Raw genomic sequence first — 23,379 nt, 5'->3', positions numbered from 1 at the left:
TGAGGTTTTTACTAGAATTTGCTTAAATTGATATAAAGAATATGAAAAACTATAGGTTAATTTCAATTTTACTAACCATTTTTATTTTTGCTTGTTCGAGTTCTAATGTGAGCGAACCAGAAGCTGAAATAACGCAATCGCCAGACCCAAAGCCGGAAGAAATTGAAAATGATATAAATAATCCTGATAATGTTGATTATTGGGATAATGCAGAGTTGGTTTGGAGTGATGAATTTGAAGGGGTATCATTATCGACTGAAAACTGGGCTTTAGAGACCGGTGGAAATGGATGGGGCAATAACGAACTTCAAAATTACCAAGCTGAGGGTAATACAGAGGTAAGTGATGGAACTTTGAAGATTACCGCTAAGAGAAATACAGATAATACCATTGAAGGTGCATTTACATCTGCTCGTTTGAATAGCAAGCAGTCTTTCAAGTTCGGTAGAATGGAAATTAGAGCGAAATTACCAGAATATAAAGGTAACGGTACATGGCCGGCATTATGGATGTTAGGTAGTAATATTCAAAGTGTAGGATGGCCTGCATGCGGAGAAATAGACATGATGGAATATGTAAGTTTTAAACCAAATAAAACTCATTTTACAATTCATAGCACCGCGAACAACCATACGAATGGAACAGAGATCACTTCTGGCGCAGTTGATTTAGAATCTATTGAAGAGGAATTTCATAATTTCGGAATTTTGTGGTCTTCAAAATACATCAAATTTTATGTTGATGATATAGAGAATGTTCAATTTATGTTTAGAAGACCTACAAGCAGTACGGTAGAGAATTGGCCGTTTTCAAATAATTTTTATTTCTTAATGAATATTGCCGTAGGCGGAAATTGGGGTGGACTTGAAGGAGTTGATATGTCTATTTTCCCTGCTACTATGGAAGTTGATTATATTAGAGTGTATCAAGTGAATTAAATCATTATAGGTGGCTGAATTTATAAAAATATACGAAGAAAATCCGAACCCAAAAGAGATAAAAAGGGTAGTGGAGGTACTACGTAAAGGTGGCTTAGTTATTTACCCTACTGATACTGTATATGGTTTGGGTTGTGATATTACCAATTCTAAGGCTTTAGAAAAAATTGCTCGAATAAAAGGAATTAAACTAGCAAAGGCCAATTGGTCATTTATTTGTACTGATTTAAGTAACCTGTCTGATTATGTTCGACAAATTGATACTGCTACCTTTAAAATTTTAAAGCGAGCATTACCAGGGCCCTATACGTTTATTTTACCCGGTAATAATAATTTACCGAAAGAGTTTAAGAAGAAAAAAACAGTTGGTATTCGTGTGCCTGATAATAGTATTGTAAAAGCCTTAGTAGAGGGTTTAGGTAACCCTATTGTATCGACATCAATCCGTGATGATGATGATGTTTTAGAATATACTACTGATCCAGAACTTATTTTTGAGAAATGGAAAAACCTTGTTGATGTAGTTATCGATGGTGGTTATGGCGGTAATATTGGGTCTACGATTATAGATGTTTCATCGGGGCAAGCTGAAGTTATTCGTGAAGGAAAAGGCAGCTTAGATATTATTTAATTATCTTTTTAGAAAAGTAAACCTATAAAAAAAGCGGCCTATTTAGGCCGCTTTAATTTTATAATGTAATCAGTATTATTTTTTGTTGATAGCAGGATCTTTCATTCCTTCTTCAATCATACTATAGAACTGATCAATTTTAGGAAGAACAACGATACGAGTTCTTCTGTTTTTTGATTTTTCAGTTGTAGAAACTGGAATATATTCTGATCTACCAGCAGCTGTCATACGCTTAGGATCAACATTGAAATCATTTTGTAGAATACGAACTACGGCAGTAGCACGTTTAACACTTAAATCCCAGTTGTCTAATAATGAACCATTACCTCTGTAAGGTACATTATCGGTATGACCTTCAACCATAAATTCAAAATCAGGCTTATTATTTACAACTTTAGCAACTTTACCAAGAACTTCTTTTGCTCTACTAGTAATATTGTAGCTACCGCTGCTAAATAATAATTTGTCTGAAATAGAAACGAAAACAACACCTTTTTCAACGCTGATTTCGATATCCTCATCATCCATATTTCCTAAAACACCTTTTAAGCTCTGCACCAATGAAAGGTTAACAGAATCTCTGCGTGTAATAGCATCATTTAATTTACGAATAGTTAAATCTTTTTCTTGAAGACTTTCTAGAGATTTCTCTAAGTTCTCAGCACCTTTGGTAGTCAAAGTTGTCAAGTTACCCATATTGTTAATAAGGTCTTGATTGTTAGCTTTTAAGAAAGCATTTTGATCTTCTAAAGTCTGTAGTCTTGATGAAGCTGTTGCTTTCTCTTCTAAACAATCGTTTAATTTAACTGTTGCCGAATTCAATAAATCTTGTGTTCCTTTGTGCTTTGCTTCAAGATCAGCATATTTCTTCGATGATACACACGAAGACAATAAAAGCGTTACTCCAAGACATCCTAATAATATTTTCTTCATAATTTAAATCTATTATACTTATTTAGTTATTTACTTAATTTTAGCATCTAAGCGACTCCAAAATTATATAATTACGAAGTCACTTATAGACTACGTTAGTTAATCTTTTACTAAAATGTTAAAATTACTTATCCTATGTACGAAGTAAGACCATACTATGGACTTCGTAAGATAATATTTTCTGATAAATTTGGTTTTTTCTCGCTTTTTGTACATTTTTCTAAATTGTCTATAAAAGCTTAAATGAGCTCTAAAAATAGCAAAAAAGTGTTTAAACCTCAATTGCCATATAAACCGTAAGGCTGCAATACCATCTAAAAGTAAACGTAAGAAGATAATGATGAATGCTTTTCTTCTTGGAAGATTTTTTGTAATTGAAAATAAGGAATTTCTAAAATTTAAGTATGTTTTCTTCGGATTCATGTTGCTCAATGTAGAACCACCTAAGTGATATACTTTTGAGGTGCCTACATACATAATTTTGTAGCCATGATTTTTAGCGCGCCAACAAAAGTCAACTTCTTCTTGATGTGCAAAGTAATCAGCATCGAAACCATTTAGTTCTTCAAATACATTTTTTTTGACAAACATACATGCTCCAGTTGCCCAGAATATTTCCTTTATGTCATCATATTGTCCATTGTCACGTTCTAAGGTTTGAAAAATTCGACCTCTACAGAATGGATAACCTAATTGATCAATGAAACCACCACCTGCCCCTGCATATTCAAAATAGTCTTTCTTTAGTAAATCTAAGATTTTAGGTTGAATTATAGCTACGTCGGGAATATTGGAAAAAGCATCTATGATTGGTATCAGCCAATTTGGAGTAACTTCTACATCTGAGTTTAAAAGGCAATAGATATCTGCGTCTACATGTATTAAAGCATCATTATATCCCTTAGCAAAACCGCCGTTTTCTGTATTCTTTATTATTTTAACGGTAGGATAATTTGTCGTAACAAATGCAATTGAATCATCGGTCGAAGCATTATCTGCCACATAGATGTCAGCATCTTTAGAATGTTCGATAGCAGAGGGTAAGAATCTCTCTAAAAGAACTTCACCATTCCAGTTTAATATGACTATTGCTATCTTCAAAACGAACGCAAATTAACGGCTAAATTCAGGAATCTCTTGCATAAATTCATATTTTTCCGCCACCAAGTCTGTTTGACAGTAAAAATGAGACAGGCCATTACTCACCATTAGGTATTTAGCATTGAGTTTGAAGTTATATTGTGCTATTTGGTCAAAGGTAGATTGTGAAATATTAATTTCTGGTGCTTTACACTCTACCAGTATGTGTAATTGCCCATTAGGTTTAAAGACAACAACGTCATATCTTTTCTTTAATCCGTTCAGGGTAATTTGCTTTTCAACATTAATATGGCTTAACGGATAGTTCTTTTCTTGTATAAGAAATTGAACCACATGTTGTCTTACCCATTCTTCTGGAGTAAGAACCACAAACTTTTTACGTATGTCGTCAAAAATTAAGGTTCTATTTTCGTTATTTTTGACCCTGAAAGTGTAGCATGGAAAATTCAGTTGCTGCATTATACAAAGTTGATGAATTTTTCTGAATGGACGAAGCTGTACAAATAGTCAATACAATAAAGAAAGGTCAAATTAGTCCTATCTATTTTCTTTTTGGGGAAGAGGCCTATTTTATTGATAAAATATCTGATTATATAGGTGATAAAGTTTTAACCGAAGAGGAAAAAGGTTTTAACCAAATGGTACTTTATGGCAGAGATGTATCTATTGATGATATTGTAGGTAATGCAAAGCGGTATCCTATGATGGCAGAAAGGCAAGTTGTCATTGTTAAAGAAGCTCAACACCTTTCAAGAACTATAGAGCAACTTTGTGCTTATGCTGAAAACCCACAGCAAAGTACAGTGCTTGTAATTTGCTATAAATATAAGAAACTAGATAAGCGTAAAAAGCTATTCAAGATTATTAAAAAGAACGGTGTTATTTTCGAAAGTAAAAAGCTTTACGAAAACCAGGTTAGCGATTGGCTTAGAAAACATTTATTGAGCAGAGGCTATACCATATCTCATAAGGCCGCTAATTTGTTGGTTGAATATTTAGGTACCGATTTAAGTAAAATAAGTAAGGAACTTGAAAAATTAAAATTGGCATTACCACAACAAACAGAAATCACTCCTGAGCATATAGAAGAACATATTGGTATTAGTAAGGATTACAATAATTTTGAGTTGAAAAGAGCTATTGGTGAACGAGATATGTTGAAGGCTACCAAGATTATCACGTATTTTGCTCAAAATCCAAAAGACAATCCTTTTATTCTTACGGTAACTCTACTAAATTCTTTTTTCACTCAGTTATTGCAGTATCATGGTCTAAGTGATCATTCACCGAAAAATGTTGCCAGTGCATTGCGTATTAACCCATATTTTGTGAGTGAAATACAAGCTGCAGCGAGAAATTATCCGATGAAAAAAGTGAGCGCAATAATCTCTAGCTTACGAGAAATGGATTTAAAAGGAAAAGGAGTTGGTGCTGTAACTATGAGTGATGCAGATTTACTGAAAGAACTTTTATATAAAATTATATAAAAGCTTACTTTCTATCTACACCAAATTTCCCTGGTCCTACCAATATTATCGTTATAAAAGAAACTAAAAAAAGTAATGCTTTTTCTTTTGTTCCAAAATCATCTGCACCATGAGTAATGAATACAGCAACAGCCATAGTAATTGCACTCGGTATTGCTGATAAACGAGTTTTAAAACCTATGAGGATTAATATTGGGCAAATAAACTCACCAATTACCGCTAAAAATAAAGACGGAGTTGCACCTATGCCTATTGGGTCTCCAAATTCGAAGTTACCAGAAATAAATTTTTGAAATTTTGGAAGGCCATGGGTCAACATCAGAGCAGAAATGGCTATTCTAAAAAAGGCTAGACCAATATCTTTAATAAGGGGGCTTTTCATGTATTCTATTTATTTATTTTAAAAGTATTAATTTTTTTTATCTTTTTTAAAATTTCATCAATTTCATATACTAATTGACTCGCATTTTCTTTACTAAAAAACAGAGGCGGCTTAATTTTTAGAACATTATCATATGGTCCGTCAGTACTAATTAAAATAAATTTAGAACGCAGTTCATTTTTTACAATCGATGCAAGATTGGTTCCAGGACGTCCATCTGAATCTAAAATTTCAACACCTAGAAAAAGTCCTTCACCACGTATATCAGCCAACTCTTTATGTTGTTTCTGTAAAAATTTTAATTCTTGCTTTAAAAATTCACCAACGTGTCGAGCTTTTTTTGGCAACTCTTCTTCCTCTAACACTTCTAATACGGCATTGCCAATAGCACATGAAACCGGATTACCTCCAAAAGAGCTAAAAAATTCCATTCCGTTATTAAAACTGTTCGAAATTTCTTCGGTGGTGACTACGGCAGCCATCGGATGACCATTACCTATCGGTTTACCTAATATGACAATATCAGGTACAACATCATACATTTCATAACCCCAAAAGTATTCTCCCAATCGGCCAAAACCAACCTGTACTTCATCACTAATGCATAGTCCACCTTGTTTACGAATCTCAGGATATATACTTTTTAAATATGTTTTTGGCAAAGGTACTTGACCACCACAACCTACTATGGGTTCTGCTATAAAAGCAGCAATATTTCCTTTATTACGTTGAATTCTTTTATTTGTTAAGGCGATATATTGTTCAGTAATTTCTTGTTCTGATTCTAAACTTGTACCGAAAAGCTTAGGCATTTCAGTTTCAATAACATCTTCTTTTTTACCTGTACCACCATTATGATTGTATTTATAATGGCTAATATCAATAGCATTCTGGGTATTACCGTGATAGCCATGTTGTAAAACCATAACCTTATTTTTTTTGGTATGTGTTTTAGCAATTCGTAATGCCAAATCTGAAGCAGCACTACCAGAATTAACTAGGAAAACTTTATTTAAATGAGAAGGAAATTTAGAGAGTAACTTATCGGTATAGGTCAAAAGTTCCTCATATACATATCGTGTATTGGTATTTAATTTAGCCAAGGTTCGCTGACCAGCTCTTACCACTTTAGGATGACAATGGCCTACTTGAATAATATTGTTGTAGGCATCTAAAAAAGTATTGCCATCAGTATCATACATATATTGAAAGGCCGCACCAGACATTTGTATTGGTTCTTTATAACTTAAAGATTGTGCTGGACTAATATTCTTATTACGTCTACCGAGTTGTGCTTCTAAATTATTGCTTGGTAGTTTTGAAAAGCCACAAGCACCCCTAAATGTATTTTTAGCTTTTATAGGGTTAATGGAAACCCATTTTCGTAATAACGACCATGCAGATTTTTCGCTGATGGTAATATAAGAAGATTCTGGTTTTATCTTTTTAGAATGGGCCGAGTTTAATACGCTGGTACATAATCTGGCAGCAATTAAATAGTAAAGTGCATCTACTTCTTTTTCTTGAAGAGGCAATTTAGTATGATAAGCTTTGATAATTTGACTGGCAATTTCTAATGGATTCTCTTTGTCCATCAATACATAAGTAAGTGCTACGGCTAATTCATTTATGAGCCAAGAATAACACATATCACCAAAATCTATAATACCTGTTATTGCATCATTTTGTACTAACACATTCCAATCGTTTGCATCATTATGAATAATGCTTTGTCGAAATTCATAATGTAGTGGCAGAACATGTTCATTGAATTGTAGACAGAAATAGTCTACCAAACTACGGTCACTGGCATCAGGAATGTCTGATAGATATTTCCAATTTTTTTGAAAATGTTGTAGGTCCCATTCTATTTGCTTCGCTTTTATTGCAGCAATGTTAAGGTTAAATAAACTATGATCAATATCGGCTAAAGTTCTACCAAAAGATTTCATCAATGTTGCGGTATGTTTCGATTCTGCTAGAAAAGTGCCCGATACAAATGTCAATAAACGATAAATGTATTTACCAGTTATTGAATTATAATCACCCGAGTTGTTAGCTATTATTTCTGAACAATGTACATTCTCATCTTTAAGGGCTAGTAAAATCTTATTTTCAGCAGTAATCAATTCTAATATTTCAGCAGAATTATTATATACTTTTAGAACATATATTTCGCCTTTGGCTTCTATTTTAAAGTTTGTACTAATATAGCCTTCCAATTTATTGATTATAGGTTCGGTTATGTTGTAAAACGTATTTAATATAGAAACCAACTGTAATTTTTTATCCATAAGCTAATTGTAATATTTCTTTAAAATATTCGTCAAGAACTGATTATTAGTATTTTAGTGAAAGATAATGATTGTTACTAGATGTATTAAAATATTCTATTTACTAGAATCAAAAATAATATTCATCATGAGAAAAACAATGTTAAGCCAGAAGTAGTTAATTGGTTTATAGTAGGAGATAGGGCTAAGATAGCTGAAAAATTAGATGGTTTAGGCTTCGATGCTATTATAGAAATAGATGCTGAGGGTAATCCTAAAAAGCCAATTTTAAAGGGTTCTAAATCTGATATCAAAAATTGAAAGTATAATTGTTACCAAAAAAAATCCCATTTAAGAATGGGATTTTTTTATATAATTTATCGAAGTTTTGGAAAATCATTAGGGCTTGATTCATGCATAATTGCATAAACTTTTTCAAAAATATCTTCCCTGTTTGGTTTTGAAAAATAGTCACCATCAGTGCCATAAGCCGGTCTATGTGCTTTTGCACTCAATGTTTGTGGTGCGCTATCTAAATATTTAAAGGCGCCTTGCTTTTCAATAATTTCATTAAGTAAATATGCAGAACATCCGCCAGGTACATCTTCATCAATAACCAATAATCGGTTCGTTTTCTTTATACTTTCTACAACATCTTTGTCTATGTCAAATGGCAGTAAGGTTTGCGCATCAATTATTTCGGCATCAATGCCTACTTCTAATAGTTCTTTAGCGGCTTTTTCAACAATTCTTAATGTAGACCCATAAGAAACCAAAGTTATGTCGCTACCTTTTTTAATTGTTTCAACTTTTCCTATTGGAGTGCAGAATTCACCCAGGTTGTTGGGTTTTCTTTCTTTTAATCGATAACCGTTTAAACTTTCGATAACCAATGCGGGTTCATCACTTTTTAATAGTGTATTGTAAAATCCTGCCGCTTGTGTCATATTTCGAGGGGCTAAAATATACATACCTCTCAATAAATGTATAAGGCCACCCATTTGTGAACCAGAATGCCAAATACCTTCTAATCTGTGGCCTCGTGTTCTAATGATTAATGGCGCCTTTTGCTTACCAGCTGTTCTGTAAAGTAAAGATGCTAAATCGTCGGTTAAGGTAGTCATAGCATAAAAAATATAATCTAAATACTGTATTTCAGCAATTGGGCGAAGTCCTCTTAAGGCCATACCTATTCCTTGTCCAATAATGGTCGTTTCACGTATTCCTGTATCAGCTACGCGAATAGCACCGTACTTTTCTTGCATTCCCTCAAGGCCTTGATTTACGTCACCAATGGCTCCAGTATCTTCTCCGAAGATTAATGTGTTTGGATATTTTTCAAATAATTTATCAAAATTATCCCGCAGAATAACCCGACCGTCTACTTGTTCAGAGTCATCCTTAAATATAGGCGCAACCGCATTAATATTGGTAGCTTTGTTTTCGTTTTCACTATAAAGGTTATTGCTATAAATATCTTGAGCTTCCTGTAGAAATTTAGATGTCCATTCTATTAAAGCTGCTTTCTCGGTTGATGATTCCCCTAAAAGAAAACGTAAAGCTTTACGGGCCGATATTGCCAAATCTTTTTTAATAGGTTCTTCTGTTGCAATTAAATCGTTCTTTAATTTATTTAAAAAGTTCTTGTTCGGACTTTTGCTTGAAGCTTGTTCAATTAAAGCGACTAATGTTTTTTTAGCGGCTAATAGTCCTTGTAGATATTCTTCCCAAGCCTGTTTCTTAGCTTCTCGAACAGTTCGCTTAATTCTTTTTTCAATGGCTTCCAATTCTTCATTATTGGCAATACCAGATTCAAGAATCCATTCTTTAAAACGTTTGTTGCAATCAAAATCTCGTTCCCATTCTAAACGCTTATTATCTTTATAACGCTCATGAGAGCCTGATGTTGAATGACCTTGTGGTTGTGTTAATTCCTTAACATGAATCATTACCGGTACATGCTCTTGCCTAGCAATATCTGCAGCATTTTCGTATGCATGCATTAGTGCGGTATAATCCCAGCCATTTACCTTAAAAATTTCATATCCTTTTTCACTTTCTGTTCGTTGAAAACCTGAAAGTACTTTTGAAATATCTTCTTTAGTAGTGTGATATTTTGCAGGTACCGAAATACCATATTCATCATCCCAAATACTAATGACCATAGGTACTTGAAGAACACCTGCAGCATTTATAGTTTCAAAGAACATGCCTTCACTAGTGCTTGCATTACCAATAGTTCCCCAAGCGATTTCATCACCATTTACGGAGAATTTAGCGCCATCTAGACCTTTTAGATTTCTGTATACCTTAGATGCTTGAGCTAAACCTAGAAGACGTGGCATTTGCCCTGCGGTACATGAAATATCGGCACTACTATTTTTTTGTTTCGTTAAGTCTTTCCAGCTGCCATCTGTGTTAAGGCTGTGGGTTAAAAAGTGACCTCCCATTTGCCTGCCGGCGCTCATGGGTTCTTTTTCAATATCGGTAGTAGCGTATAGTGCGTGAAAAAAGTCTTTTGGTTTTAAAAGACCTAATGCCATCATGAATGTTTGATCTCGATAATAACCACTTCTAAAATCACCATTTTTAAATGATCTTGCCATAGCCAATTGTGGTAACTCTTTTCCGTCGCCAAAGATGCCGAATTTAGCCTTTCCGGTAAGGACTTCTTTTCTTCCTAACAAACTACAAGTCCTGCTTAAAAAAGCAATTTCATAATCACTTATAATTTGTTCTTTAAAATCATCAAAAGAAATGTCATTACTAGTCTTTGAAGAAACATCCATGTATAAAACGTGTTTTTACAAAATTACCGAATCATGTACTTTTTAGCAACGCTGTAACCAGTTAATTTATTCCATATTTTTCAACAAATTTGGTATAATACTGAAAATATCAGAATTATTAGTCCAAATATCAGTAGCGGAATTAAAATTCAACAGTTTAAAACCATTTTCTTGTAAAAAGTCCAGTAAGGGTTTTAGGGCTTACTGTTATGATGAATCTAATCTTTTCACCGTAGTTAGGTTGTGAGACTTCCCAGCCGTTGTTAGAATACACAGGTAGATAAAGTTCGAAATAATCGGTCACTAAGTTTAAACGAACACCAGAATCATAAACGAATTTCTCATTAGCTCCTGTATTTTTTACTAAACCAGCATCCCCATATAATTCTATCCATTTCCATAAATTAAAACTACCGTTAACAGTAGCCATCCAATTATTTGAAAATCGATACTGTTGATCCAAAAAGGATTTGAAACCACCTTCGGCAATAATTATTTGTTGGCTGTAAATACCTGAATCTTCAGACCTACCCAAATAGCCATAGTCAAAAAGATAATCTGTAGGTCTGTCTAAAGCAAAGCTAAAAAAGTCGGTATTTGTTTTATTGCTTAAAAACTTACCAGCAAAAAACCTAAGGTTCAATTGCCTGTTATTCTCAAACAATTTTCGGTATTCATATTCGAAAGAAACTTTACTAAAATTACCAGCTAACTGAAAATCTGCAAACCATGAATTATAATCTAAAATTCCGTTATTTCTATTGACGTAACGAGCATTAAAAATACTATAATCAGGATTTTCTGGGTCATTAGCCAAACTCAGTAGTGATGGGTCGAAATCTCGTAAAATATTAACGTATCTAAAAGAAATGAATTCTCGCTTATTGGACAATAAGTCCTCAGGTCTAAAGCCGAAGCTTAATGACGGAGTTATAGAAGTATATCTTGAATTTTCATTGAAATGAGATGTTGAAGCTCCTATGCCATAGTTGGCAACATACAGACCACTTTTGCTTAAATACTTTCTATATGTAAATTTACCATAACCAACGAATGCCTTTTCTTTAAAAGAGTATGAGGGTGAGAAATCGTAAACGAAGGGGCGTTCTAACAGAGTTTTATTGTAAAGACGCATGCCAGGTGCCCAACCGTCATAAATATTAAAATTAAGCACAGGTACATAAAACATTTGATTGTAATAAGGGTTTTCGGCATCCTTGAAAAAAGTAAAATTTAATTTCTTGTTACTCGATAAAAACCCTTTTAAAGATTTCCAGTTATCTCTCTGATTAAATTCTGGAATTTTCTGGTTGTAGTTAAGCACCAGTTTATCTTCTTGGTTATTAGGAATTGTAAAAGTCTCCTCAAATTCAATATTACTAAACCAGTATTCAGATACTATAGAATCATTTTTAAGCCCAAAGACTGATATAGGTACATTAGTCCCTTCTTTATTTTTAATTGTTACTAACAATGAATCTTCAACTTTTTTTACCTTTTTTATCTTAAAATCAATTTTACGGTCAGTAGAAACATAATCTCTAAAGAACCAATTGATATCTTGGGTGGTCGACCGTTTTAGGATCGACTCAAAATCAAGGACTTTGACTGTATTTAATTTATAATACTTAAAAAAGGTCTTTATACTTTCATCGACTCGTTCTTTACCAATATAATCTGCTAAATAGGCGAGGCCTAAACCAGCCTTATATTTATTTGCGATTTTTTGATTGAACCAAATAAGGGAGTCATTAGATGTTCTTAGTGCTTGATCTAGATTCTTACGCGCTGTTAGGTTATATAAAAAAGAGTACTGATCATTAAAGTCCATTTTAGCCAATTCGAAACTTCTAAATCCCCAAATTTTTGAAAGCTTACCCATAAGCTTTTGGTCTGGGTAGTATTCTTCAACATAAGCAATCATCAAATAATTCGCGATGGCGCTATTTAACCACTGGTCTTTACGCGGATTTAAAAATAGGGTCTCCCTCAAAATACTGTTTAATGAGGTTTTAAGAAATTTCATTTCAAATTGAAATTGTTCTTCGTAAGGCCTTATAAATGAGGGTAATTGGTTTAAACCATATAAAGGATCTTTATTATAATCTAATTCACTTACCAATATTTTTTTATGAGGATACTCTCCTAAATTGTCATAAATAAAATCAGCTACTTTGCTAATGGAAAGTCCTTGACCTATAGGACTATAACGAGGTGCTTTTATATTCGTTAAAAATGTCATGTGAGGGGTTACATGTGTAGTAAACTCATCTTGTGGGTTTAATACTATTTCCCCTCCTCTTTGTAAATTTCCTTTTAATTGGACAAATTGGCCATTAGGGTATTCTGATAAATATTCAACATCAAAATTTGAAGCTAAATAAAGACTATCGGGAAACTTGAAATTAATTACTGTATTAGTAACATTGGTATAAAGGTCTTCAAGATTTTTATTTGAGTATAGATGCCATTTGCCATCGTACACTGCTGGTGTTAAATACCAATCTTTTAAATAATAACCGCCTTTTTGATTATACCCATAAGGTGTGTATTTGTTAGGAGGTAATTTTACTTTATAAGTAATAAAAATCTTTGTTGATTTTTTTGGAAGTAAAATATTACCTAGAGTAACTTTCAAAATATCTTTTCCTTCAGTACGGCTCCATTCTAAGCCATTATAGGAGTCGTCAACAACACTAACAATTGTAGTGGTGCCACGTTCACCAGCCTTTGCGAGATGTAAAGATTTTTTAAATTCTTGAGCGAATCGTTTAGCTAATCCTGTGTTTTTATCTGAATAGGCGTTTGCCCAGTCATTAAAGTAAATTACACCTAGGTTGTAATTTGAGTCGTTATAATAGGTGAATTCTTGGCGTATGTCTAATTCATTGGTATACTCATTTAAACTAACCGTTAGTTCGGTTTTATATTGAGCATACCCCTTGGTTATAAAAGAAACCAATAGAATTAAACTTAAACAAAAAAGTATATTGAATTTACTGATCAAGGCTATGATTAAAAATTAGGACTCATCGTATGTCCTTTGTAAAAGGAATCTATAATTTCTACAACTTCTACTTCGGTATCTACAATTTTTATAAGGTTTAAATCTTCAGGACTAATATTCCCCATTTTAAGCATGGTTCCTTTTACCCAATCCATAAGACCTGTCCAGAATTCGCTACCAACTAAGATGATTGGAAATTTACCAATTTTATGAGTTTGTATCAATGTAATTGCTTCAAACAATTCGTCTAAAGTTCCAAAACCACCTGGCATTACAACAAAGCCTTGAGAATATTTAACGAACATAACTTTTCTTACGAAGAAATAGTCAAAGTCTAAACTCTTATCATTATCAATATATGGATTGTCATGTTGTTCAAAAGGAAGGTCAATATTCAAACCAACAGATGTGCCGCCAGCTAAACTTGCACCTCTATTACCTGCTTCCATGATACCAGGCCCACCACCTGTAATAATACCATAACCTGCCTCGGCAATCGACTTTGCAATTGATACAGACAATTTGTAATACGGATCTTCTTCTTTAGTTCTGGCAGAGCCGAAGATTGAAACGCATGGTCCTATTTTACTCATACGTTCAAAACCGTTTACAAACTCACCCATTATTTTGAAAATGGCCCAAGAGTCGTTGGTTTTTATTTCATTCCAACCTTTAGGATGTTTTTCTGATCTCATAAATTTTGTACCTAATCTTTTAGTTTTTGAAAACTATATTTAAAATTCCAATTCCCGCTTTAAAAAGGTTGCGGTATAACTCTTCTTGTCTTTGGCAACTTCTTCAGGAGTACCTTTTGCTACCAGTTGACCCCCTGAACGTCCGCCTTCATAACCAATATCTATGATGTAATCTACCATTTTAATTACATCCATATTATGTTCAATGACCAAAACGGTGTTTCCTTTATCAGCTAATTTATTTAAAACATCCATTAAAACCCTAATATCTTCAAAATGAAGACCGGTAGTGGGTTCGTCTAAAATGTAAAATGTATTGCCCGTATCTCTCTTAGAAAGTTCTGTTGCCAGTTTTATACGTTGGGCTTCACCACCAGAAAGTGTCGTTGACTGTTGACCTAAAGATATGTAACCTAGACCAACATCTTGTATCGTTTTTAACTTACGATGAATTTTAGGTATAAGTTCAAAAAATGAAACTGCTTCGTCGATAGTCATTTCTAATACGTCGGAAATTGACTTTCCTTTATATCTTATTTCTAAGGTTTCGCGGTTGAATCTTTTACCGTTACATGTTTCACATTCAACATATACATCAGGTAAAAAATTCATTTCAATAACCCTAAGGCCACCACCTTGGCAAGTTTCACAGCGACCACCTTTTACATTAAAACTAAATCTGCCCGGTTTATAACCTCTGATAGAGGCTTCTGTTGTTTTTGTAAATAAAGACCTAATCTCACTGAAAACACCAGTGTATGTTGCAGGGTTGGACCTTGGTGTTCTACCAATAGGAGATTGGTTAATATCTATTACTTTGTCGATATGTTCTAAGCCAGTAATTTTTTTATACGGCATAGGTTTTTTAACCCCATTAAAATAATGGGCGTTCATAATCGGATAAAGTGTTTCGTTGATTAATGTAGACTTACCACTACCAGATACCCCGGTAACACCAATCATTTTTCCTAGTGGTAATTTGACAGTTATATTTTTTAGATTATTACCTGTGCAGCCCGATAAAACAATTTCATGGCCATTGCCAGGTCTTCTATTTTTAGGAACTTCAATTCTCTTGACACCGGTCATATAATCCGCTGTTAAGGTGTTGGAATTCTTTAATTGTTCGGGAGTTCCTTCTGAAATAATTTCACCGCCATTTTTACCAGCTTTTGGTCCTATATCAATAACATGATCGGCACGTTCAATCATATCACGATCATGCTCTACAACAATTACAGAGTTGCCGATATCTCTTAATGATTCTAAAGATTTAATTAAACGCTCATTATCTCGTTGGTGTAAACCAATGCTAGGTTCATCTAATATATATAATACGCCTACAAGTTGAGAACCAATTTGAGTTGCTAATCGTATTCGTTGTGCTTCACCACCTGAGAGTGATTTTGAACTTCTATTTAACGATAAATAATCTAAACCTACATCTAAAAGAAACTGAATACGAGTATTTATTTCCTTTATGATTTCTTCGGCTATCTTAAGTTGATTGCCTTTTAATTTTTTATCAAGTCCGTTAAAAAAATCAGCCAACTCTACGATATCTAAATTTGCTAATTCGGCTATATTTTTATCTTCTATTTTAAAGTATAGCGATTCTTTTCTTAAACGAAAGCCAGTACATGTTGGACAAATTATTTTATCCATGTATTCTTTGGCCCATCGCTTTATGGAGGTAGATGCCGCTTCTTCAAACTGATTTTTTATGAAGTTAGAAATTCCTTCATAATCTATTTTATACGTTCTCTTTACTCCCAAAGACTTTGAGTCTACCTCAAAACTTTCTTGACCACCGTTTAATAAAATTTCAATGGCTTCTTTCGGTATGTCTTTAATTGGGTCGGTAATTTGAAAATTATAGCGTTCTGCAATCGTTTCAATCTGTTTAAAAGCCCAAGATTTTTTATAGTCTCCAAGAGGAGCAATACCACCACTTTTAATAGATAGTTTTTTATCTGGGAATATCTTTTTTTCATTTACCTCATAAACATGACCCAAGCCACTGCAATTGGGGCACATACCTTTCGGTGAATTAAAGGAAAAAGTGTTTGGCTCAGGAGTAGGATAGGAGATACCGGTAGTCGGGCACATAAGGTCTCTACTAAAATACCTAGGCACATCGGTGCCTTCTTCTAACACCATAAGCACATTGTTACCACTATACATGGCTGTATTTATGGTTTCTGATAATCGCTTATGAAAATCTTCGCTCTCAATTACCTTTAGTCGGTCAATGACAATTTCGATATCGTGGGTTTTGTAACGATCCACTTTCATACCCTTTACAATATCTTTTACCTCACCGTCTACTCTAACTTTAACAAAGCCTTGTTTGGCTATCTGCTCGAATAGTTCTCGATAATGCCCTTTTCTAGACTTAATGATGGGAGCTAGTATGTTTATTTTTTTATCATCATACGATTCGATAATCAAATTTTTAATTTGTTCATCGTTATAACTAACCATTTTTTCGCCAGTATTATAACTATGTGCGTCGGCAGCACGAGCGAAAAGCAGTCTTAAGAAATCGTATACTTCGGTTATGGTACCAACCGTAGATCTAGGAGATTTAGAGGTTGTTTTTTGCTCAATGGCAATAACAGGTGATAGCCCATCAATCTTATCAACATCAGGTCTTTCTAGCCCACCTAAAAATTGTCTTGCATAAGCAGAAAACGTTTCAATATAACGTCTTTGACCTTCAGCATAAATTGTATCAAACGCCAAGGAAGATTTTCCACTACCCGATAAGCCAGTAATTACAACTAGTTTATCGCGGGGAATTGTAACATCTATATTTTTAAGGTTATGAACGCGGGCGCCTTTAACCTCTATATTTTCTTCAAAATTAATCATGTATTCATAGCAAAGATGCAAAAGTACGATTTTGAGTGCGATTTACATATGTCGCGGTATTCTTTGCTTTACGTAATATGGACTAAATTTCTGTTAAATATAGTGTTGTATTATAATAAAATATTTGATTATATGAGAATACCCAACACAAAATTATAACGTATATAAATCTCGTAAATCCTTTTTTAAATTTATAAATCCTTCCACCAGTTGGGATATGTGGTAATCGTATCTTTTACCATAATTTCTTGCCCGATTTGTGGAGCGATAACCTCTATGTTTAATTCATCAGCTTTTGCCTTTACACGCATAATTGGGTCTTTCCAATCGTGTAGAGCTAATTTAAATCCGGCCCAATGAATCGGCATTATTTTTTTAGCTTTAACATCAATACCTGCTTTAGCAGTTTCTTCGGGCATCATATGAATATCTGACCACATTTGATTGTATTGGCCACATTCCAACAAAGCAAGGTCAAATGGACCGTATTTTTCTCCTATTTCCTTAAAATGTGGAGCATATCCACTATCACCGCTAAAGTAAATATTTTCATTTTCAGAGGTAATTACCCAAGAACTCCATAACGTACTTTGACTATTGTTTATATTTCTACCTGAGAAATGCTGTGCAGGGGTGCAAACTAATTTTAAGGTTTCAAATTTGGCTTCCTGCCACCAGTCCATTTCAGTAATTTTAGCATCGGGAATTCCCCATGCTTGCAAATGATTTCCAACACCAAGCGGTGTATAGAAATGTCTTGTTTTATTTTTAATTTTCAACACAGATTCATAGTCTAAATGGTCATAATGATCATGAGAATAAATCACGGCATCTATTTGAGGTAATTTTTTAATTTCTAGAGGAAACTCTTTATTAAATCGGTTTTCGCCTAAAAGTGGGTGAGGAGCAGGCACCTTACCGAACATTGGGTCGATTAGAATATTTTTTCCTTCAATTTGTAATAAAAATGAAGAATGACCGAACCAAATCATTCTTGCCTGACCAACATAATCAGCGATATTAATTGAATCTATCTTTTGAGCTTTCAAATCTACTTTAGGTCGGCCATTAGGAACCTTCGTAGTGAAAAATTTATAAGCTAAACTTAAAGTCTCTGTAAAGCTTAAATCTTTTGGGACAGGACTAGTATTTCGAAATTTCCCATTATTAAATTGATTGGATTGTTCATAAACTAATTGCTGTTTCTTGGTGCTATTTCCACCAAAACTTGGGTAGAAATTCGTGAATACTAGAAATAAGATTATTAATAATCCTATTAAGATTATGGTTATTATCATTATCTTTTTTAAAATCTTTTTGAGCATTTATTTTAATAGGCTGTTTGTTGATATTTCAAAATTTTTTGCTGTAAAACTATTCGTAATTTCCTATAAATGAAGACACTTCTTGATTACAGTTTATTTTTCAATGATTTTAAACTTATAAATAGGAGGGATACAATTTATGTATCTATAGTGCACTAATAATCGCTATGACAGTATTTGTATATCATAGCTAAAAAAAGGCGAAAATTCACTAAATAAATGACCTGAAATAATATAAAAAAACTAAGTGAAAACACTTTTACGTTTAGTGAAAAGAGAAGATTAACTTCATAGATTAATCACTTCTTGAGCTAATGACTTAATAGTTTAAATATGAAAAAAAAGCAGAAAAACGGAATATAAGGGCTATGTCATCTTTGTTCGAATTTAAATCTTAACTAAAATGCTATTGACTATAATTTGGACAATAGCTAGTTTTGCAACCTATTTCCTCTCATCTAGTAAATTTTCCATAATCTCTTTCAATCGAACCAATCCTATTGGTTTTATAATATAATCAGAAATCGCGCTTATGTTGTTTGCTCTTTCAATATCTACTGGGTCAATTGATGAAGACACCATATAAATGGTTATGCTCTTTCCAATTCTTGGTTTAATTTTAATGAATTCTTCCATAAATTGAAAACCGTCCATAACTGGCATATCAATATCTAAAAAAATAACATCAGGATATTCGGGCTCATTATCAAGATTATCCAACATAAAATTGATGGCTTTCTCTCCATCCGAAAATACCATAATATCCATTGGCAACTTGATTGATTCAAGTGTTTTGACCATGGTGAATCGATATATTAAATCATCATCTACAATACAGGTTTTTAAAAGGTTGCTCATATAATAGTTAATTAAAATTTATGGTAAAGGTTGTACCTACATCTACCTTACTAGAAGCCGAAATAAATCCACCCATTACTTCAATTTGTGTTTTTGTCAAAAATAAACCGACACCCTTTGCATCATGGTGCCTGTGAAAAACTTTGTTTAATCCAAATAACTTATGCCTATGCCTTTCTAAATCAATGCCTAGGCCGTTATCCTTGAATTTAAGAATTATTTTTCCATTTTCAACTTCAGAGGTTATAAATATTTCGGGCGCTCGTGCTTCAGATTTATACTTAATTGCATTGCCTACCAAATTGAGAAAAATACTTTCCATATAAACTTTATTGTAAGTAATAGTAGATACATTAGAAAAATCGCCTTTAACTATAGCCCCAGACTTCAATATTACTCCACTCAAAATTTCATTTGTACTTTTTAGAACATCATTTAAGTCAACATTTTCTAGACCTTCACTCGTATCGGTAATCTTTGTTTTTAATGCCTCTATTAACGTGTTTAAAGTTAAAGTGAGATGCTGTATAACCGTTTCAAACTTGTCAAGCAAATCTATGCGCTCAGGTTCGCTTTCTGACATGTTATATAATTCCATCAATGAATTAAGATTAGCTACAGGTGCTCTTAAATTATGAGATGTTATATGTGTAAAATCTGCGAGTTGCTTATTTTGTTTCGATAATTTTTGTGCTATATGCTCTAGATTTTCTTTTGCTTCAATTAGTTTAGACTCTGCTAATTTTTGCTTTGTAATATCGCGTATAGCAGCGGAAACTAATAATCCCTCTTCTGTATGAAGTGGACTTAAACTTATTTGAATGGGTATTTTTTTTCCAATTTTATTTACTCCATATAATTCTTTGCCACTTCCCATTTCTCTTGCTTTTGGAGTATGGGAAAAGTTCTTTCGGTGTGAAGTATGGCTAGGATATAATTTTTCAGGAATTAAGACCTCTACTGATTTTTCAAATAATTCTTCAGGGGTATATCCAAATAATTTTTCAGATTGTTTATTGATAAGCTGTATTTTACCTTTTTCATTAACAATTACCATGGCATCTGGGGCAGATTCTAAAAGCCCTCTAAATTTTCGTTCAGCCATTTTTATTTCAGTAACATCTTGACCCGTACCGATCATTTCTATTACTTCACCTTTTTTGTTTGTGATTACCTCGCCTAAAAGTTGGATCGTTTTTGTTTTACCTGAGGTAGTAACAATACGATGTGTGAAGCTATAGAATTCTTTGTTCTTAACTGCTTTATCAAAATAATGAGTGACAATTTCTTTATCTTCTGGGTGAACAAAACTAAAATAGGTGTCAAACTTCAAGTCAACGAACTCTTCATCGAGTTCAACCAATGTGTAGAGGTTTTGAGACCATTCTACCTTATCCAAGACAGTGTTCCATTGCCAATGACCTATCATCGAAAGTTCTTCAGCAAAATTTAGTAGCTGATTTTTTTTCAACAGTTCATTCTCTACTTTTTTTAATTTTGAAATATCTGTGGCTACCGCAATAAATCCCTCATTTTCACCTTTATCATTTTTTAAGCTCGACAATGTCGTTAACACAGGAAATGTATCGCCGTTTTTTCTACGATATGTCCATTCTCGTGTATTATTTAAATCGTGACTTTTTAAGTATTCTACTGGGTCAATTAATGATGGGTCTTTATTAAATGATTGTACCAAATTCTTTCTAAATTCTGCTATTTCTTCTTTTACAAGAAATACATCAGGCCTTTTTGACCCTACTAATTCGGTTGCAGAATAGCCCAATATTTCCTCTGCACCCTGGTTAAATCTATTAATAAACCCATTTTTGTCGGCGGTAATAATTGCAATGGCTTTTGAATTAAATATGCCTTGTAATTCAGAATGAGCTTTACTAAGTGCTTTTTCTGATTGAATAATTTTGTTGATATCTTGAATGATGCCAAAAAGCCTAGTACATTTTCCTTCTAAAATTTCAGGCTGACCCACGACACGCACCCAATTAGATTTTCCTTTCGCGGTTATAATTTCTAACTCTAAATCAAATGGCGTGCCTTTTAGCATTGAATCTCTAACAGTATTTACAAATCGATCACGACTTTCTGTTTCTTCATAAAAATTTTTAGAAGCCTCCATCGTTGGAATAAAATCTTCGGAAACTTCATGTATTTCACGAACCATTTCACTCCAATAAACCTCATTAGTTATAAGATTTAAATCCCAAGTTCCTATACGAGCAATTTCATTTGTTTTTTCAAGTATTTCTTCGATTCGTTTTTTTTCTAAATCTTTTTCCTTTTGGTGTGTAATGTCACCCGTATGCATTAACAAACCGCCTACCTCCCCATTGGTAGTATACCATGGGCGAACATCCCAATAAATCCATTGTAAAGAACCATCTGCGCGTTGAAATGGAGCTTCATCACAGGTATCTACAGCGCCTTGAAGACATTTTTTATGATGCTCTTTCCAATCATCACCTATTTCGGGGAAGACATCGTAATGGGAACGACCTATTACTTCTTGCTCTTCCAACTTATAATCTTTAAGCCAGCGCTGTGAGATTGCTAAGTATACCATATTATTATCTAGCATAGCAATAGCCGTAGGGGTTTGCTCTATGAATATTTTATGATACTTCTCTAATGACTCCGAATTATTCTTATTTATACCCAATTATTTAAATTTTATAAGAAAATTCTCATAAGATAATGAATATTATCATTTAATAATAGTGCCTCTTCGAAACCGTGCGCTGTAAGTCTGCCTTGAATAACTCCATTTGCTTCTAAATAAGCAATAGTAACTTTCGCTTTATATTTAGAAAGTTTTTGGTTATATGCTTCAATTGAAGATACATTGGTATGAGGCCTAACTTCAATATTAATATTTGAATATTGATTTATAAAATCAATTACGCTTTTTTATGAAACAATCGCATCTGTTCTAATTTCAGATTTATCCAAATCGAAATAGATTGGTAAAGATTTAGGTATTTGATTAAATCCATTCCAATCGTAGGCGTTTTTAAATTGTCGGCCTGAGTAGGTTCATGGTAATTTCTCAACCTTTCAATATTGCAATGACTATTTAAGTTGTGCTTTCGAATCTAGTAGCTGTTTAGATTTAAGTTTAGGTAAAAAAAACTTCTTTAAATTTCTCAGAGAAGTTTTCTATTAAAAACTCCTTCCTGAAATTAAAAAAAAACAGGAATTCCATTCAGATGCTAATTTTGAATTTTGTGGTTTTGGGATTTCGATAGGTGAAATTAATATTCCTTCTTTTAGAAAATTCAACCTTTTCAGAATAGATATTTGAAACCGAAAAATTACTTTTTGTTGACAAATATCTATTCTAAAACGTGTTCACTTTCGTGTTCAATCGTAATTACTTCCAGAAATATAGACATAAAAAAACGGTTTAGAGTGAACTAAACCGCTGTTTTGGTAGATTTTACTGATGTAGCGAGAGGGGGGCACGATCCCCCGACCTCCGGGTTATGAATCCGACGCTCTAACCAACTGAGCTACCTCGCCATAGTATTTTTAAACGGCTGCAAATATAGTGGTAAATTATTTGTTCTTCAACTAATGCAGCTTAAAAAAATTATAGTGCACAAATATTTTTTAATCATTTAGAAATATATATATTGCTCGGCATAAAGTAGTAGGAAAATGAGCGATAAAATAAAATTTGAAATAGAATTCGTAATTCAGTCTTCACCACAAATGTTATATCAATATTTGGCAACACCTTCTGGCTTATCAGAATGGTTTGCTGATAACGTTAATTCTAGAGGCGAGAAGTTTACCTTTATTTGGGACGGAGCTGAAGAAGAAGCTAAATTATTAAAAAGAAAAACAGACGAATTCGTTCGCTTTGCTTGGGAAGAAGCAGAGGATAATAGTTATTTTGAAATGAAAATAATTGTTGACGAAATAACTAAAGATGTTTCTTTGTTTATAACAGATTTTGCTGATGATGATGAAGTGGAGGAATCTAAGATGTTATGGACCAATCAAGTATCTGATTTAAAGCAGGTATTGGGATCGTCATAGAAATATTCTTATTTACAGTATCTTTGAGCC

Annotated in this window: 17 protein-coding genes and 1 tRNA gene; 4 read left to right on the top strand and 14 right to left on the bottom strand. The window is 33.3% G+C overall.

Annotated elements, in window-relative coordinates; translation table 11 throughout:
• Positions 1-41 precede the first annotated feature (41 nt).
• Positions 42-938 (top strand): glycoside hydrolase family 16 protein, encoded by an 897-nt coding sequence (locus B5X55_RS13520; protein ID WP_079513162.1) that lies wholly within the window; start codon positions 42-44, stop codon positions 936-938.
• 10 nt (positions 939-948) lie between these two features.
• Positions 949-1,569 carry an L-threonylcarbamoyladenylate synthase gene (locus B5X55_RS13515; protein ID WP_079513161.1) on the top strand — a complete coding sequence of 207 codons (621 nt, stop codon included), beginning with the start codon at positions 949-951 and terminating at the stop codon, positions 1,567-1,569.
• Between the two features lie 75 nt (positions 1,570-1,644).
• Here the strand turns inward: B5X55_RS13515 and B5X55_RS13510 are convergent, their stop codons facing one another.
• The 3 genes from B5X55_RS13510 to B5X55_RS13500 form a co-directional block, all read right to left on the bottom strand.
• Positions 1,645-2,502 (bottom strand): OmpA/MotB family protein, encoded by an 858-nt coding sequence (locus B5X55_RS13510; RefSeq protein ID WP_079513160.1) that lies wholly within the window; start codon positions 2,500-2,502, stop codon positions 1,645-1,647.
• Positions 2,503-2,601: 99 nt separating this feature from the next.
• Positions 2,602-3,603, bottom strand: coding sequence for a glycosyltransferase family 2 protein (locus tag B5X55_RS13505; protein WP_079513159.1), 1,002 nt, complete (start codon positions 3,601-3,603; stop codon positions 2,602-2,604).
• Between the two features lie 12 nt (positions 3,604-3,615).
• Complete coding sequence (locus B5X55_RS13500; protein WP_079513158.1) at positions 3,616-4,062, bottom strand: type I restriction enzyme HsdR N-terminal domain-containing protein; 447 nt, start codon at positions 4,060-4,062, stop codon at positions 3,616-3,618.
• Between the two features lie 26 nt (positions 4,063-4,088).
• Here B5X55_RS13500 and holA point away from each other — a divergent pair, with 26 nt between their 5' ends.
• Positions 4,089-5,090 carry a DNA polymerase III subunit delta gene (gene holA, locus B5X55_RS13495; protein ID WP_079513157.1) on the top strand — a complete coding sequence of 334 codons (1,002 nt, stop codon included), beginning with the start codon at positions 4,089-4,091 and terminating at the stop codon, positions 5,088-5,090.
• A gap of 4 nt (positions 5,091-5,094) precedes the next feature.
• Here holA and B5X55_RS13490 read toward each other — a convergent pair whose 3' ends face one another.
• The 11 genes from B5X55_RS13490 to B5X55_RS13440 form a co-directional block, all read right to left on the bottom strand.
• The gene (locus B5X55_RS13490) at positions 5,095-5,472 is read right to left on the bottom strand and encodes a DoxX family protein (RefSeq protein WP_079513156.1); all 378 of its coding nucleotides are present in this window, start codon (positions 5,470-5,472) and stop codon (positions 5,095-5,097) included.
• Positions 5,473-5,477: 5 nt separating this feature from the next.
• Positions 5,478-7,766, bottom strand: coding sequence for an aminotransferase class III-fold pyridoxal phosphate-dependent enzyme (locus B5X55_RS13485; protein WP_079513155.1), 2,289 nt, complete (start codon positions 7,764-7,766; stop codon positions 5,478-5,480).
• A gap of 356 nt (positions 7,767-8,122) precedes the next feature.
• A complete protein-coding gene (locus B5X55_RS13480) occupies positions 8,123-10,534 on the bottom strand; it encodes an alpha-ketoacid dehydrogenase subunit alpha/beta (RefSeq protein ID WP_079513154.1) in 2,412 nt (803 codons plus the stop codon).
• A gap of 157 nt (positions 10,535-10,691) precedes the next feature.
• A complete protein-coding gene (locus B5X55_RS13475) occupies positions 10,692-13,496 on the bottom strand; it encodes a gluzincin family metallopeptidase (RefSeq protein ID WP_234999738.1) in 2,805 nt (934 codons plus the stop codon).
• A gap of 53 nt (positions 13,497-13,549) precedes the next feature.
• Complete coding sequence (locus B5X55_RS13470; RefSeq protein ID WP_079513153.1) at positions 13,550-14,236, bottom strand: LOG family protein; 687 nt, start codon at positions 14,234-14,236, stop codon at positions 13,550-13,552.
• 39 nt (positions 14,237-14,275) lie between these two features.
• Positions 14,276-17,110: an excinuclease ABC subunit UvrA gene (gene uvrA / locus B5X55_RS13465; protein WP_079513152.1), complete on the bottom strand. Its 2,835-nt coding sequence runs from the start codon at positions 17,108-17,110 to the stop codon at positions 14,276-14,278.
• Positions 17,111-17,301: 191 nt separating this feature from the next.
• On the bottom strand, positions 17,302-18,408 hold the full coding sequence (locus tag B5X55_RS13460; RefSeq protein ID WP_234999736.1) for an MBL fold metallo-hydrolase: 1,107 nt from the start codon (positions 18,406-18,408) through the stop codon (positions 17,302-17,304).
• Positions 18,409-18,879: 471 nt separating this feature from the next.
• Positions 18,880-19,293 carry a response regulator gene (locus B5X55_RS13455; protein WP_079513150.1) on the bottom strand — a complete coding sequence of 138 codons (414 nt, stop codon included), beginning with the start codon at positions 19,291-19,293 and terminating at the stop codon, positions 18,880-18,882.
• A gap of 7 nt (positions 19,294-19,300) precedes the next feature.
• Positions 19,301-21,967, bottom strand: coding sequence for a PAS domain-containing sensor histidine kinase (locus B5X55_RS13450; RefSeq protein WP_079513149.1), 2,667 nt, complete (start codon positions 21,965-21,967; stop codon positions 19,301-19,303).
• A gap of 11 nt (positions 21,968-21,978) precedes the next feature.
• A complete protein-coding gene (locus tag B5X55_RS19300) occupies positions 21,979-22,197 on the bottom strand; it encodes an OmpA family protein (RefSeq protein WP_394332844.1) in 219 nt (72 codons plus the stop codon).
• A 556-nt stretch (positions 22,198-22,753) separates the two neighbouring features.
• Positions 22,754-22,827, bottom strand: a tRNA-Met gene (locus B5X55_RS13440).
• A 138-nt stretch (positions 22,828-22,965) separates the two neighbouring features.
• On the opposite strand from B5X55_RS13440, the gene B5X55_RS13435 reads away from it, so the two are divergent.
• Positions 22,966-23,349: an START-like domain-containing protein gene (locus B5X55_RS13435; RefSeq protein WP_079513148.1), complete on the top strand. Its 384-nt coding sequence runs from the start codon at positions 22,966-22,968 to the stop codon at positions 23,347-23,349.
• Positions 23,350-23,379: the final 30 nt, after the last annotated feature.

It is taken from the genome of Maribacter arcticus, from assembly GCF_900167935.1.
GTDB lineage: Bacteria > Bacteroidota > Bacteroidia > Flavobacteriales > Flavobacteriaceae > Maribacter > Maribacter arcticus.
Note: the sequence above shows the minus strand (reverse complement) of the source record. Positions and strands in the feature narration are given on the sequence as shown.